The sequence below is a fragment of the Microbacterium sp. LWS13-1.2 genome, assembly GCF_040144835.1.
Classification (GTDB): domain Bacteria; phylum Actinomycetota; class Actinomycetes; order Actinomycetales; family Microbacteriaceae; genus Microbacterium.
This window is the reverse complement of the sequence record NZ_CP151632.1, coordinates 1637367-1650707: the sequence shown is the minus strand read 5'-3', so window position 1 is coordinate 1650707 and position 13341 is coordinate 1637367. Positions and strand designations below refer to the sequence as shown.

The window sequence follows — 13341 nt, the reverse complement described above, 5'->3', positions numbered from 1 at the left end:
GCGACAGCGACCTGGGCGGCGTCGCGCACGCTGACCAGCCGCACGCGGCGCACGATGATGCGCGCCACTCCGGGCACGACCACGCCGAGATGGATCACTCCTCGCACGCCGACCACGACCACGCGGCGATGGGGCATGCCGGCCATGACGCCGACGATCACGCCGCGATGGGTCACGCCGACCACGACCACGCCGCGATGGGCCACGGCGCGCACGGCGCGCACGGCGCGCACGGCGGCCACGCGGGCCACGGTGCGGATCACGTCGCGCGCTTCCGCCGGCTGTTCTGGATCAACCTCGCGCTCGCCGTCCCGGTGGTCGCGTTCTCGGGCATGTTCGCGATGGTGCTCGGCTACGCGCTGCCCGACGCGCCTCTCGTGCGCTGGATCTCGCCCGTGCTCGGGACCGTCATGTACTTCTGGGGCGGCTGGCCGTTCCTCACCGGCGCCGTCTCAGAGCTGCGTGCCCGCCGTCCCGGCATGATGCTGCTCATCGGCCTCGCCATCACGGTCGCCTTCTTCGCCTCGTGGGGCGCGAGCCTGGGCCTGCTCCACCACGAGCTCGAGTTCTGGTGGGAGCTCGCTCTCCTCATCGTGATCATGCTGCTGGGCCATTGGATCGAGATGCGCTCGCTTGCGCAGACGACGTCGGCGCTCGACTCTCTCGCAGCGCTCCTGCCCGACGAGGCCGAGCGCGTCGAGGGCGACCGCATCGTGACGGTGGCCCCTGCCGAGCTGCGCGTCGGCGATGTCGTCGTCGTGCGCCCCGGCGGCAGCGTGCCGGCCGACGGACGCATCGTCGACGGCCGTGCCGACATGGACGAGTCCATGGTCACCGGCGAGTCCCGGGCCGTCGCGCGCGCCACGGGCGACCAGGTCACCGCCGGCACCGTCGCCACCGACTCCGGACTCCGGGTCGAGGTCACGGCGACGGGCGACGACACCACGCTCGCCGGCATCCAGCGGCTCGTCGCCGAAGCGCAGAACTCGACTTCGCGGGCGCAGCGCCTCGCCGATCGCGCAGCCGGCTGGCTGTTCTGGTTCGCCCTCGGCGCGGCCGCCCTCACCGCCGTCGTGTGGAGCGCGCTGGGGATGCCGGATGAAGCGGTCGTACGCACCATCACGGTTCTCGTGATCGCCTGCCCGCACGCGCTGGGGCTCGCGATTCCGCTGGTGGTCTCGATCGCGACCGAGCGCGCGGCCCGGGGCGGCGTGCTCGTGAAGGACCGGCTCGCGCTCGAGTGCATGCGCACCATCGGCGCGGTCCTCTTCGACAAGACCGGCACCCTCACCAAGGGCGAGCCGACCGTCGTGGATGTCGCGACCGTCGCGAACATCGACGCCGACGCCGTGCTGGCACTGGCCGCGTCGGCCGAGGCCGACAGCGAGCACCCGCTGGCGAAGGCGATCGTCCGAGCCGCGCAGGCGCGTGGGCTGGCGCTCGCCGCAGCCACGGGGTTCCAGTCGTCGCCGGCGGTGGGCGTGACCGCGACCGTCGACGGCCGCCGTGTGCGCGTAGGCGGTCCGCGCCTGCTCGAAGAAGTCGGCGCGAGCGCTGTCGCGGCCGCTGCCCAGTGGCGCGAGCAGGGCTCGATCGTCCTCCATGTGGTGCGCGACGGCGAGGTGGTCGGCGGGCTCGCGCTCGCCGACGAGATCCGGCCAGAGTCGCGTGAGGCCGTCGATGCCCTGCAGAAGCTCGGCGTCGAGGTCGTCATGATCACCGGGGATGCCGAGCCCGTCGCCCGCTCGGTCGCCGAAGCCCTCGGCATCCGTCGTGTGTTCGCCGGTGTCCGCCCCGAAGACAAGGAGCGGAAGGTCGCGGAGCTGCAGGACGAGGGGCTCAAGGTCGCGATGGTGGGCGACGGCGTGAACGACGCCCCTGCGCTGGCGCGAGCCGACGTCGGCATCGCGATCGGCGCCGGCACCGACGTCGCGATCGCATCGGCAGGGGTCATCCTCGCGTCGAGCGACCCGCGTTCGGTGGTGTCGGTCATCGAGCTGTCCCGCGCGAGCTACCGCAAGATGACGCAGAACCTGTGGTGGGCCGCCGGGTACAACCTCATGTCGGTGCCGCTCGCGGCGGGTGTGCTCGCCCCCATCGGGTTCGTGCTGCCGATGTCGGTCGGTGCCATCCTGATGTCGCTGTCGACCGTCGTCGTGGCCCTGAACGCCCAGCTTCTGCGGCGGCTCGACCTCAGCCCCGAGCGCAGCGCCCGCGCCGTGCTCGAGCGCTGACCGGCCGCCGTCCCGCCCCGTCTCCCCGCTGCGCCGTCGCGCTGCGGGGACGACGCGGTGGGCGGTACGCGCACGGGCCGGCGTCGGCCGAGGCTTCCGCCGTCCTGGCACCCTCGCGGCGCGGCGATAGGGTTTGACAATGACGACGACTCCTCCCGGCTGGTACGACGACGGTCACGACGCACTGCGCTGGTGGGACGGGCAGCAGTGGACGGAGCATGTCGCCCAGCCCGACGCCGAGTCGTCGCCCGCCCCGACAGAGGCCGAGATCGTCGCCGACCAGCTCGGGTTCGGGCAGGAGGGCGCACCGGCCCAGGCCGACCCCCTCGCACAGCCCGGCGGACCTGGGCAGCCAGAGGGCGCGGCGCAGCCCGCACCGCAGTACGCGCCCGGCGACCCGGGGAACCCGCACGGCGCGTACCCCGGCGCTCCCGCGGGCGGTGCCTTCGCCGCCGCCACCGAGCCGCGCAAGCGCTCGAAGCTGTGGATCGTGTGGGTCGTGCTCGGTGTGGTGCTGCTCGGCATCGTGATCGCCGCGGCCGTGCTGATACCCCTGCTCATGCTGTCGGCGACCGCGGGAAGCACCGGCGACACCGACGACGAACGTGCAGCGGTCTCCGCGGTCGAGCTCTACGACGACGCCTGGCAGGACGGCGATTGCGACGCGTTCACGGCCGTGACCACCGAGAACTTCCGCGCCGAGTACGGATTCACCGACTGCCCCACCTTCGAAGCGGATGCCGAGGGCTTCGACGCGAGCTTCGACGACTACGAGGTGCGGGTCACCGACGTCGAGACCCAGGCCGACGAGATCGCGGTGACGACTCAAGAGACGTACACCGCGGTCATCGATGAGAACGGCGACCCGATCGACCCGGCACCCGGCTCGACGGTGTACCACTACACGCTCGTCGCGACCGATGGCACGTGGCTCATCGACGACCTGTACTACGACGAATGACCGCGGCAGAGACGCCCCGACCCGCTCACGACACCCGGTTTTACCTCGCCTGCGTAGGCATCGGCCTGCTCGCAGGACTGTTGTCGGGCCTGTTCGGCGTGGGCGGCGGCACGGTCATCGTCCCCTTCCTCGTCCTGCTGCTCGGCTTCGATCAGCGCCTCGCAGCCGGCACGTCCCTGGCCGCGATCGTGCCGACGGCGGCCGTGGGCGTGATCTCGTACGCGGTGCACGGCTCTGTCGCGTGGATCCCCGCGCTGCTGCTCGCGGGCGGTGCCGTCGTCGGCGCCCAGATCGGCACGTGGCTGCTGCCACGGCTCTCGCTCACCGTGCTTCGCTGGTCGTTCGTCGGCTTCCTGGTGGCGGTGATCGTGAGCCTGTTCGTCGTGATCCCCTCCCGGGATGCCGAGCTCGTCCTCACCTGGTTCAGCGGAGCGGCGCTGGTGGTGCTGGGCGTGGTCACCGGCATCCTGTCGGGACTCATCGGCGTGGGCGGCGGCATCATCGTCGTCCCGGCGCTGATGGTGCTTTTCGGCACGAGCGATCTCGTCGCCAAGGGCACCTCGCTGCTCATGATGATCCCGACGGCCGTCTCGGGCACCTTCGGCAACGTCCGCCGGCGCAACGTCGACCTCGTCGCGGCCGCGGTCGTGGGCGTCTCAGCGTGCACCACGACGGCGCTCGGCGCGTGGGCAGCGACCGTCATCGACCCGTTCGTCGGCAACATGCTGTTCGCCGCGTACCTCGTGGTCATCGCGGTGCAGATGGCGCTGCGTGCGTGGCGCGGACGCCCTCGCCCGGCCGGCCCGGCGGAACCCGCTCGGTAGGATGGCCAGGTGCCAGTGAACCCCGAGCTCGTCGGCCGCGACTTCCCGCCGACGATCCCCTACCTCGTGGGTCGAGAGAAGGTGCGCGAGTTCTCGCGCGCCGTCTTCGCCGACGACCCGCAGCACAGCGACCCCGCCGCCGCGCAGGCACTCGGCTATGCCGACGTCGTCGCGCCGCCGACTTTCGCGATCGTGGTGACCGACGCCACGCTCCAGCAGCTGCTGGGCGAGCCCGACTCGGGCATCGTCCTGAAGAACGTGCTGCACGCCGAGCAGAAGTTCCGTTACTCGCGGCCCATCGTCGCGGGCGACGAGCTCACCGCGAAGCTGTCGGTCACCGGCATCCGCGCGATGGGCGCGGCAGCCATGGTGACGAGCGAGTCCGAGATCACGGATGCCGCAGGCGACCACGTCGTGACGGCGACGTCCATCCTGCTCGTGGGGGAGGGTGACGAGTGAGCGCGCTGACAGACCTCGCCGTCGGGGACGTCGTCGCCGAGCGGACCGTGCACCTCACCCGGGAGTCCCTCGTGCGCTACGCCGGGGCATCCGGCGACTTCAACCCGATCCACTACCGCGACGACGTCGCTGCCGCGGTGGGTCTTCCCGGCGTCCTCGCGCACGGCATGCTCACCATGGGCCTCGCCGTCGGCACGATCGAGTCATGGATCGGCGACACCGGCCGCATCCTCGAGTACGGCGTGCGGTTCACCAAGCCCGTCGTGGTCGATTCCGAGACCGGCGCCGACGTGACCGTCGTCGCCAAGGTCGGCGCCGTCGACGAGGAATCGGCCCGCATCGACCTCACGGTCTCGTTCAACGAGACGACCGTGCTGGTCAAGGCGCAGGTGCGCGTCCGGACCGTCTGACGCATGCCCGAGGTCACCCCCATTCCGCTGTCGCGGCTCACGACCCTCCGCACCGGCGGCGAACCCGCGCGCATGATCGACGCACCGACGACCGACGAGCTGGTCGCGGTGCTGCGCGACGTCTGGGCCTCCGGCGATGACTGGCTCGTGCTGGGCGGCGGCTCGAACCTGTTCGTCGGCGACGAGCCGTTCGACGGCACCGTGGTGCGCGTGCTCACCCAGGGCATCGAACGGATGCCGTCGCCGCTGCCCGGACGCGCGCGCCTGCGGGTGCAGGCCGGCCACGATTGGGACGCCCTCGTCGCGTACGCCGTCGAGGGGGGCCTCGGCGGCGTCGAGGCGATGTCGGGGATCCCCGGCACCGTCGGCGCCGCGCCCGTGCAGAACATCGGCGCCTACGGCCAGGAGATCGTGCAGACGCTCACCGAGGTCGAGCTCCTCGACGAGTCCACGGGCGAGGTGTCGACGGTGCCCGCCGCCGAGCTCGGCCTCGGCTTCCGCACGTCGGTGCTCAAGCACCACTACGGCTCGGCGCCCGCCCGTCGCGCGGTGATCCTCACGGTGACCCTCGACCTTCCCGAGGTCGGCCCGGGCGCCCGCCGCATCGCCGGCGACCAGCTGCGCACGGCCCTGCGGCTCGGTCCCGACGACGAGGTGACGCTCGCCTGGGTGCGCGAGCGCATCCTCGAGACCCGCCGCAGCAAGGGCATGGTGCTCGACGCCGACGATCCCGACACCTACAGCGCAGGCTCGTTCTTCCAGAACGCGGTGGTCTCGGCATCCTTCGCGCGCACGCTTCCCGACGCGTGCCCCCGCTGGCCGGTGCATCCCGACCTCGACCCGGTGCTCGTCATCCCGCTCGCGAACTTCGACGGCTACGTGCCGCCGACGTCGACCGTCCGATCCGATGTCAAGGTGAGCGCCGGATGGCTGATCGAGCACGCCGGCGTGCGCAAGGGATTCAAGCTGCCACGCTCGCGCGCCGGCCTCTCGACCAAGCACGCGCTGGCCCTCACCAACCGCGGCAGCGCCACCGCCGCCGAGCTCGCCGAGCTCGCCCGCTTCATCCAGGGCCGCGTGCAGTCCGAGTTCGGCCTGGTGCTCCAGCCCGAGCCCGTGCTCCTGAACGTCGAGCTCTAGTCCCTCGCGCGGGAGCCGGACGCAGAACGCGGATGCCTCGAACCGAGGCATCCGCGTTCTGTGACGTCGTCGGCTACGACGCGAAGAGGCGCTGCAGGCGCTGCACGCCCTCGAGGAGCGCGTCGTCTCCGAGTGCGTACGAGAGGCGCAGGTAGCCCGACGGGCCGAAGGCCTCACCGGGCACGACGGCGACCTCGGCCTCTTCGAGGATGAGGTCGGCGAGCTCGAGCGAGGTCGTGGGCGTCTTGCCCGCCCACTCGCGGCCGAGCAGGCCGCGCACGTCGGGATAGACGTAGAACGCGCCCAGCGGGGTGGGCACCTCGACGCCGTCGATCTTCGACAGCTCGGTCACGATCGTGCGGCGACGGCGATCGAAGGCCTGACGCATCTGCTCGACCTCGTCCTGCGGGCCGGTGAGCGCCGCGAGCGCCGCGCGCTGCGCGATGTTGTTGACGTTCGAGCACAGGTGCGACTGGAGGTTGCCGGCGATCTTGATCGCCGCCTGCGGCCCGACCATCCACCCGAGGCGCCAGCCGGTCATCGCGTAGGTCTTCGCGACGCCGTTGACGAGGATCGTCTGGGCCGCGGCAGCCGGAACCGCCTCCACGATCGAGACGGCGCGGGTGCCTTCGTAGACCAGGTTCTGGTAGATCTCGTCGGAGATGATCCAGATGCCGTGCTCGACGGCCCACTCGCCGATCGCCGCGGTCTCCTCGGCCGTGTACACCGAGCCGGTCGGGTTCGACGGCGACACGAACACGAGCGCCGTCGTGCGGTCGGTGCGTGCGGCCTCGAGCTGCGCGACGGTCACCTTGTAGTCCTGGTCGGCGCCGGCGAAAACCTCGACCGGGATGCCGTCGGCCAGGGCGATCGCCTCCGGGTAGGTCGTCCAGTACGGGGCCGGCAGCAGCACTTCGTCGCCCGGGTTCACCACGGTCTGGAAGGCCTGGTAGACGGCCTGCTTGCCGCCGTTGGTGACGATGATCTGAGACGGGTCCACCTCGAGGCCGGAGTCGCGCAGCGTCTTCGCCGCGATCGCCTCGCGGAGCACCGGCAGACCCGCCGCCGGCGTGTAGCGGAAGTTCGCCGGGTTGTGCAGCGCCTCGGCGGCGGCATCCACGATGAACTGCGGCGTCGCGAAGTCGGGCTCGCCGGCCGCATACGAGATGACCGGCCGTCCGGCGGCCTGCAGGGCCTTGGCCTTGGCATCGACCTTGAGGGTCGCCGACTCGGCGATGGCGCTGAGCTTGCGGGAGAGCGTGGGCGTACGGGTGAGCGGTGCGCGTTCTGTCACGCTTCGAGCGTAGTCCGCGCGCGCGTCGCGGTCAGCGGACAATCGCCCTCGACCGGCCCGTGACTGTGCGCGATGCCCGGCGGGCGCGACGGAACGTCCGACGGCGGGCTACCGGGCGCCACGAGCGCACGGTACCCTGTGCCTCGTGGACGCCTGGATCTGGGGAGCCGTCGTGCTCGCCATCGTGCTCGTCGCCGCGGGCGGAATCGCCTGGTGGCTCGCGCGCGGGTGCATGCTCACGAGGATCGGCGCCACCGGTGCGATCGTCGGCGGCGTGCTATCGCTCATCGCCCTGGTCGTACTGCTCGATCCCGACGCGGGACTGCGCGCCGCAGCCGTCATCACGGTGGGCTCCGGCGTCTGGCTGCTCGCATGGGCGCTGGCGGGCGGCATCCGCGGGCAGCGACTGCTCCGCGCCGAGGAGCGAGCGGATGCCGCAGCCGCCCCGGTCGCGCCCGTGGTCGTCGCCTCCCGGCAGTTTCCGGCCGGCTGAGACCTGCGGCGAACCCTGACCTGGACAGGCGCCGCATCCACCGAATGGGGGATGCCTCCTCCAGCGGATGACGGCTGGGCGCGGCATCCGCTCACCGCCAGTCTGGAACCATGCAGACACAGGCGGTGCGGGTGCGGAACCTGCGCAAGACATACGGCGGCCGTGCTGTCGTCGACGGGGTGTCGTTCGACATCGCGCAGGGCGAGACGTTCGCGCTGCTCGGGCCGAACGGCGCGGGCAAGTCGACGACCGTCGAGATCCTCGAGGGGTACCGTCGCCGGTCGGGCGGCGAGGTCGAAGTGCTGGGCGTCGACCCCGCGACGGGAGGGCTCGACCTCAAGGCGCGGGTCGGCATCGTCCTGCAGTCGGCGGGGATCTCGGGGCCGGTCACCGTGCGGGAGCAGCTGCGGCAGTTCGCGGGGTTCTACCCCGACCCACGTGACGTCGACGAGGTGATCGCGGCGGTCGGCCTCGAGGCGCAGGCCAAGACCCGCATCTCGAAGCTCTCCGGCGGTCAGCAGCGGCGCGTCGACGTCGCACTCGGCATCATCGGGCGGCCCGAGCTGCTGTTCCTCGACGAGCCGACGACCGGCTTCGACCCGCACGCGCGGCGAGAGTTCTGGGACCTGATCCGTCGCCTACAGACCGACGGCACCACGATCCTGCTCACGACCCACTACCTCGACGAGGCCGCGCAGCTCGCCGACCGGGTCGCCGTGATCGCCGCCGGCCGCATGCAGGCGATCGGCCCGCTCGCGGGGTTCGGCGGCGCCGAGGCGCGCGTGCCGGTCGTGAGGTGGGTGGAGGCCGGGATGCTGCGGGAGGAGCGCACCGACGACCCGTTCGGGTTCACCACGGCGCTGGCCGCACGCCTGGGTGCGGCACCGGAAGAGCTCGAGATCGTGCGGCCCAGCCTCGAGGACATCTACCTCGGGCTGGTGGCCGAGGCCGAGGCCGAGACATCCGCCACCGCATCCGATGCGGTCGCTGCGAAGGGAGCAGGACGATGAGCGTCACGATGCAGAGCCCATCCTCGAGCGCGCGAAGTGGCGCGGCCGGCGGCACTCGGCGGCGCGGTCTGCTGGCGGTGGGCCTCTGGCGGGCCCGCTTCGAACTGCTGCAGTACTTCCGCTCGGGCGACACCCTCTTCTTCACCTTCCTGTTCCCGATCTTCATGCTGGGGCTGTTCAGCGTCGCATTCGGGTCGGATGGCGACGTGCAGATCTCACCCGGGGTGCCCCCGATCTCGATGGCCCAGCTGTACCTCCCCGGCATGATCGCGGCCGGCCTGCTACTGTCGGGCTTCCAGAACCTCGCGATGGACATCGCGATCGAACGCTCCGACGGCATGCTCAAGCGGCTCGGCGGCACCCCGCTGTCGCCGGTGAGCTACTTCATCGGCAAGATCGGGCAGGTTCTGGTGACCGGTGTGCTGCAGTCCGCGCTGCTGCTCCTGTTCGCATCGCTCGTGCTGGGCGTCGAGCTTCCCACCGAACCCGAGCGCTGGGCGACGTTCGCCTGGGTGTTCGTGCTCGGCATCACGACCTCGGCGCTGATCGGTGTCGCGCTGTCGGCCGTGCCTCGCACCGCCAAGAGCGCGACCGCCGTCGTCGTGCCGATCGCGCTGGCGCTGCAGTTCATCTCGGGCGTGTACCTGACGTTCTCGCAGCTGCCGGAGTGGCTGCAGAACGTAGCCGGGCTGTTCCCGCTTAAGTGGATGGCGCAGGGGATGCGGGCCGTCTTCCTCCCCGAGGAGTACGCGGCCCTCGAGCAGAACGGCGAGTGGGATCTCGCCGGGGTGGCGATCGCGCTGGCTGTCTGGCTCGTCGTCGGTCTCGTGCTCTCGCGCGTCACCTTCCGGTGGATCCGTCGCGACGCGTAGCCTGACGATGCCCGAACCGCCGCGATGGTGCGGAGGCGGGCGCTGGTCGTCGGAGGCGGGGAAGGGTGGGGCGCCATGCTGAGCAAGCGCCGGTGGGACGCGATCGTGGCGATCGTCTCGACGGTGATCGCCGTCGCGCTGGTGTTCCTCTTCCCGCCCGTGACCGCCGCCCGCACAGCGATCGCGCTCGCCGCGATCGTCGTCTTCGCGGCGGCGTACGCGCTGATCGGCCGCGACGCCGTCGAGCCGCCGCGGGCGGCGTGGCGGTATCCCGCGTTCCTCTCGGTGGCGGCGGTGGCGGTCGGGATCGGCGCCGGTGCCGCGCCGTTCATGGCCATGCTGCAGACGCTCGCCTACCCGCTCGTGTGGGTGGTCGGCGACTCCCGGCGCCGAGGGATCGGCGGATCCGCGGTCATCGCGGGAAGCGTGTTCGTGGGTGCGAGCTTCGGCTATGGCCCGAACCTGCAGTCGTTCCTCGCGGGAGCGACAACCGCTGTCTTCTCGCTCTCGTTCGCGATCGCGATCGGGCTGTGGATCGCGCAGATCGCCGAGTACGGCGAGGAGCGCGAACGGCTGCTCGCCGAGCTGACGGCCGCCCAGGGCCAGGTGGAGGCGCTCAGCCGCGAGCGGGGTGCTTCCGCCGAGCGCGAGCGCCTGGCCCGCGACATCCATGACACGCTCGCACAGACCCTCGCCGGACTGGTGATCTTCGCGGAGCGGGCCGGCCGGCAGTCGCGTGAGGGACAGACGGATGCCGCCGCCTCGACGATCGCGACCGTCGAGCAGGTCGCGCGCGACGCTCTCGCCGAGGCCCGTGCCCTGGTCGCCCGCACGGCCGCTGTGCCGCGCGAGCCCGCGTTCGCCGCGGCGGTCGAGCGCCTCGTGGAGCGCTTCCGTGCGCAGGGCCGGGGGGCCATCGTGCTCGACACGGCAGGGGTGGAGGGCGAGCTCGACCGCGAGACTCAGGTCGTGCTGCTGCGGTGTCTTCAGGAGGCCCTGTCGAATGCCGCGAAACACGCCGAGGCCGACCTCGTCGAGGTGCGGGTGCACGTGGACCCCGGCGGCACCGCGTCGCTCGAGGTCGCCGACGACGGACGCGGGTTCGAGCCCGACGCGACGGGTGCCGGATTCGGGCTCGACGGCATGCGGGAGCGCGTGGCGCTCGCCGGTGGCACGATCCAGGTCGCCTCGACCGCGGGGCACGGGACGACGCTGCGCGTGCAGCTTCGGCCGGCTCGAGAGGATGCAGTCCTGGATGCGAAGGAGGAGGCTTCATGATCCGGCTGCTCATCGCCGACGATCACCCGGTCGTGCGCGCCGGACTCGCCGGGCTGCTGTCGGACGAGCCCGGCTTCGAGGTCGTGGGCGAGGCATCCGATGGCGACGAAGCCGTGCGCCTCGCCGCCGCGACCCGTCCGGACGTCGTGCTGATGGACCTGCGCATGCCGCACGTGGACGGCGTCGCCGCGACCGCGCGGATCGCCGGGGGAGAAGCCGGCGACCCCGTGCCGCGCGTGCTGATCCTCACGACGTACGAGTCCGACGACCAGATCCTCGCGGCGATCGAGGCCGGTGCGTCGGGGTATCTGCTCAAGGCCGCGCCACAGGCCGAGATCGTCGCCGGCATCCGCTCGGTGGCGGCCGGGCAGTCGGCGCTCTCGCCGCAGGTGGCGGTGCGCCTCGTCGAACGGATGCGGCGGCCCGAGCCCGGCACCGTGCTCACGGCGCGCGAGACCGACGTGCTGCGGCTGGTCGCCACGGGGCTCAGCAACAAGCAGATCGCCGTGGCGCTCGGGATCGGCGAATCGACCGTGAAGACCCACCTGCTGAAGGTCTTCGAGAAGCTCGGCGTCGCCGACCGCACCCGCGCCGTGACGCTGGCGATGGAGCGCGGGCTTCTCGCGTAGCCGCTCGGCGACTCTCACGCGGCAGTGCGTGCAACGACGGATGCCTCGGACCGGGTGGTCCGAGGCATCCATCGTCTTCAGTGGTCGCCGTCGATCAGTTGAACTGGTTCATCGTGTTGTGCTGGCCGCCGGCCTTCAGGGCCGCGTCGCCGGCGAAGTACTCCTTGTGGTTGTCGCCGATGTCGCTTCCGGCCATGTTCTGGTGCTTGACCGTGGCGATGCCCTCGCGGATCTCGCGACGCTGCACACCCTTCACGTAGGCGAGCATGCCCTCGTCGCCGAAGTAGCCCTTGGCGAGGTCGTCGGTCGACAGGGCCGCGGTGTGGTAGGTCGGGAGCGTGATGAGGTGATGGAAGATCCCGGCGCGGGCGGAACCCTCACGCTGGAACGTGCGGATCTTCTCGTCGGCCAGCCGCGCCAGCTCGGTGTCGTCGTACTGGACGTTCATCAGGTCGCCGCGCTCGTAGGCCGAGACGTCCTCGCCCTGCTCCGCGAGCAGATCGTACGCCTGGTGGCGGAAGCTGAGCGTCCAGTTGAACGACGGGCTGTTGTTGTAGACGAGCTTCGCGTTCGGGACCTCGGCGCGGATCGCGTCGACCATGCCGGCGATCTGCTCCACGTGCGGCTTCTCTGTCTCGATCCACAGCAGGTCGGCACCGTTGCGCAGCGACGTGATGCAGTCCAGCACGACGCGCTCCTCACCGGTTCCGGAGCGGAACTGGTACAGGTTGCTGGCCAGGCGCTTGGGGCGCAGCAGCCTGCCGTCGCGCTTGATGACGACGTCGCCGTTGCCGAGATCGCCCGCCGAGATTTCTTCGACGTCGAGGAAGGAGTTGTACAGATCGCCGAGGTCGCCGGGCTCGTGCGTCACCGCGAGCTTCTGCGTGAGGCCGGCACCGAGCGAGTCGGTGCGGGCGACGATGATGCCGTTGTCGATGCCGAGCTCGAGGAACGCGTAGCGGACCGCGGTGAGCTTCGCGATGAAGTCCTCGTGCGGGACGGTGACCTTGCCGTCCTGGTGGCCGCACTGCTTCTCATCCGACACCTGATTCTCGATCTGGATGGCGCACGCGCCCGCCTCGATCATCTTCTTGGCGAGGAGATAGGTGGCCTCGGGATTGCCGAAGCCGGCGTCGATGTCGGCGATGATCGGCACGACGTGGGTCTCGTAGCTGTCGATCTGCGACTGGATGAACTCGACGGCGGTCTCGTCGCCGGCGACGCGCGCGTCGTCGAGCTTCGTGAAGAGCAGGTCGAGCTCGCGGGCGTCGGCCTGGCGGAGGAAGGTGTAGAGCTCCTCGATCAGGGCCGGCACCGATGTCTTCTCGTGCATCGACTGGTCGGGAAGGGGGCCGAACTCCGAGCGCAGCGCGGCGACCATCCAGCCCGACAGGTAGAGGTAGCGCTTGTTCGTGCTTTTCAGGTGCTTCTTGATCGAAATGAGCTTCTGCTGCCCGATGAAGCCGTGCCACACGCCGAGCGACTGGGTGTAGACCGACGAGTCAGCGTCGTACTCGGCCATGTCGCGGCGCATGATGTCGGCCGTGTACTGAGCGATCTCGAGTCCCGTCCGGAAGCGGTTCTGCGCCCGCATGCGGGCGGCGGACTCGGGGTCGATGGCGTCCCAGTTGGAGCCGTGCTGCTCCTTGAGCGCCCGGATGGCTTCGATGTCGTCGTTGTAGGCGGTCATGGTGTTCCTTTGCGATAGGTGGTTCGTGTCCCGAGAAGCGGGTGCCG

Annotated in this window: 13 protein-coding genes; 11 read left to right on the top strand and 2 right to left on the bottom strand. The window is 71.0% G+C overall.

Annotated features, from left to right (window positions below; translation table 11 throughout):
* Positions 1-197 precede the first annotated feature (197 nt).
* From MRBLWS13_RS07925 to MRBLWS13_RS07900, 6 genes are all read left to right on the top strand, one after another.
* The gene (locus MRBLWS13_RS07925) at positions 198-2234 is read left to right on the top strand and encodes a heavy metal translocating P-type ATPase (protein ID WP_349429018.1); all 2037 of its coding nucleotides are present in this window, start codon (positions 198-200) and stop codon (positions 2232-2234) included.
* A 139-nt stretch (positions 2235-2373) separates the two neighbouring features.
* The gene (locus tag MRBLWS13_RS07920) at positions 2374-3195 is read left to right on the top strand and encodes a DUF2510 domain-containing protein (RefSeq protein WP_349428479.1); all 822 of its coding nucleotides are present in this window, start codon (positions 2374-2376) and stop codon (positions 3193-3195) included.
* Positions 3192-4019 (top strand): sulfite exporter TauE/SafE family protein, encoded by an 828-nt coding sequence (locus tag MRBLWS13_RS07915; protein ID WP_349428478.1) that lies wholly within the window; start codon positions 3192-3194, stop codon positions 4017-4019. The genes MRBLWS13_RS07920 and MRBLWS13_RS07915 overlap by 4 nt, the downstream gene beginning before the upstream one ends.
* Positions 4020-4028: 9 nt before the next feature.
* Positions 4029-4478 carry a MaoC family dehydratase N-terminal domain-containing protein gene (locus tag MRBLWS13_RS07910; RefSeq protein ID WP_349428477.1) on the top strand — a complete coding sequence of 150 codons (450 nt, stop codon included), beginning with the start codon at positions 4029-4031 and terminating at the stop codon, positions 4476-4478.
* Positions 4479-4483: 5 nt separating this feature from the next.
* Positions 4484-4888: a MaoC/PaaZ C-terminal domain-containing protein gene (locus MRBLWS13_RS07905; RefSeq protein ID WP_349429017.1), complete on the top strand. Its 405-nt coding sequence runs from the start codon at positions 4484-4486 to the stop codon at positions 4886-4888.
* Between the two features lie 3 nt (positions 4889-4891).
* Positions 4892-6028, top strand: a complete 1137-nt coding sequence (locus tag MRBLWS13_RS07900) for a UDP-N-acetylmuramate dehydrogenase (protein ID WP_349428476.1) — start codon at positions 4892-4894, stop codon at positions 6026-6028.
* Between the two features lie 73 nt (positions 6029-6101).
* Here the strand turns inward: MRBLWS13_RS07900 and MRBLWS13_RS07895 are convergent, their stop codons facing one another.
* Entirely contained in the window at positions 6102-7322 is a 1221-nt protein-coding gene (locus tag MRBLWS13_RS07895; RefSeq protein ID WP_349428475.1) for a pyridoxal phosphate-dependent aminotransferase, read from the bottom strand.
* A gap of 145 nt (positions 7323-7467) precedes the next feature.
* Between MRBLWS13_RS07895 and MRBLWS13_RS07890 the strand changes: the two genes are divergently transcribed.
* From MRBLWS13_RS07890 to MRBLWS13_RS07870, 5 genes are all read left to right on the top strand, one after another.
* Complete coding sequence (locus tag MRBLWS13_RS07890; RefSeq protein WP_349428474.1) at positions 7468-7815, top strand: hypothetical protein; 348 nt, start codon at positions 7468-7470, stop codon at positions 7813-7815.
* A 110-nt stretch (positions 7816-7925) separates the two neighbouring features.
* Positions 7926-8825, top strand: a complete 900-nt coding sequence (locus tag MRBLWS13_RS07885) for an ABC transporter ATP-binding protein (RefSeq protein WP_349428473.1) — start codon at positions 7926-7928, stop codon at positions 8823-8825.
* Between the two features lie 8 nt (positions 8826-8833).
* The gene (locus tag MRBLWS13_RS07880; protein WP_349428472.1) at positions 8834-9697 is read left to right on the top strand and encodes an ABC transporter permease; all 864 of its coding nucleotides are present in this window, start codon (positions 8834-8836) and stop codon (positions 9695-9697) included.
* Positions 9698-9772: 75 nt separating this feature from the next.
* On the top strand, positions 9773-10975 hold the full coding sequence (locus tag MRBLWS13_RS07875; protein WP_349428471.1) for a sensor histidine kinase: 1203 nt from the start codon (positions 9773-9775) through the stop codon (positions 10973-10975).
* Positions 10972-11604: a response regulator transcription factor gene (locus MRBLWS13_RS07870; protein ID WP_349428470.1), complete on the top strand. Its 633-nt coding sequence runs from the start codon at positions 10972-10974 to the stop codon at positions 11602-11604. Before MRBLWS13_RS07875 ends, MRBLWS13_RS07870 begins: the two co-directional genes overlap by 4 nt.
* A gap of 94 nt (positions 11605-11698) precedes the next feature.
* On the opposite strand, the gene MRBLWS13_RS07865 is transcribed toward MRBLWS13_RS07870, so the two are convergent.
* Complete coding sequence (locus tag MRBLWS13_RS07865; protein WP_349428468.1) at positions 11699-13294, bottom strand: isocitrate lyase; 1596 nt, start codon at positions 13292-13294, stop codon at positions 11699-11701.
* Positions 13295-13341 lie beyond the last annotated feature (47 nt).

Bases quoted from the DNA above. Each gene is read 5' to 3' on its own strand.
- MRBLWS13_RS07885 (WP_349428473.1), top strand. From the start codon at position 7,926: ATGCAGACACAGGCGGTGCGGGTGCGGAACCTGCGCAAGACATACGGC.
- MRBLWS13_RS07925 (WP_349429018.1), top strand. From the start codon at position 198: ATGGGCCACGGCGCGCACGGCGCGCACGGCGCGCACGGCGGCCACGCG.
- MRBLWS13_RS07865 (WP_349428468.1), bottom strand. From the start codon at position 13,294: ATGACCGCCTACAACGACGACATCGAAGCCATCCGGGCGCTCAAGGAG.
- MRBLWS13_RS07880 (WP_349428472.1), top strand. From the start codon at position 8,834: ATGCAGAGCCCATCCTCGAGCGCGCGAAGTGGCGCGGCCGGCGGCACT.
- MRBLWS13_RS07900 (WP_349428476.1), top strand. From the start codon at position 4,892: ATGCCCGAGGTCACCCCCATTCCGCTGTCGCGGCTCACGACCCTCCGC.
- MRBLWS13_RS07920 (WP_349428479.1), top strand. From the start codon at position 2,374: ATGACGACGACTCCTCCCGGCTGGTACGACGACGGTCACGACGCACTG.
- MRBLWS13_RS07915 (WP_349428478.1), top strand. From the start codon at position 3,192: ATGACCGCGGCAGAGACGCCCCGACCCGCTCACGACACCCGGTTTTAC.
- MRBLWS13_RS07875 (WP_349428471.1), top strand. From the start codon at position 9,773: ATGCTGAGCAAGCGCCGGTGGGACGCGATCGTGGCGATCGTCTCGACG.
- MRBLWS13_RS07870 (WP_349428470.1), top strand. From the start codon at position 10,972: ATGATCCGGCTGCTCATCGCCGACGATCACCCGGTCGTGCGCGCCGGA.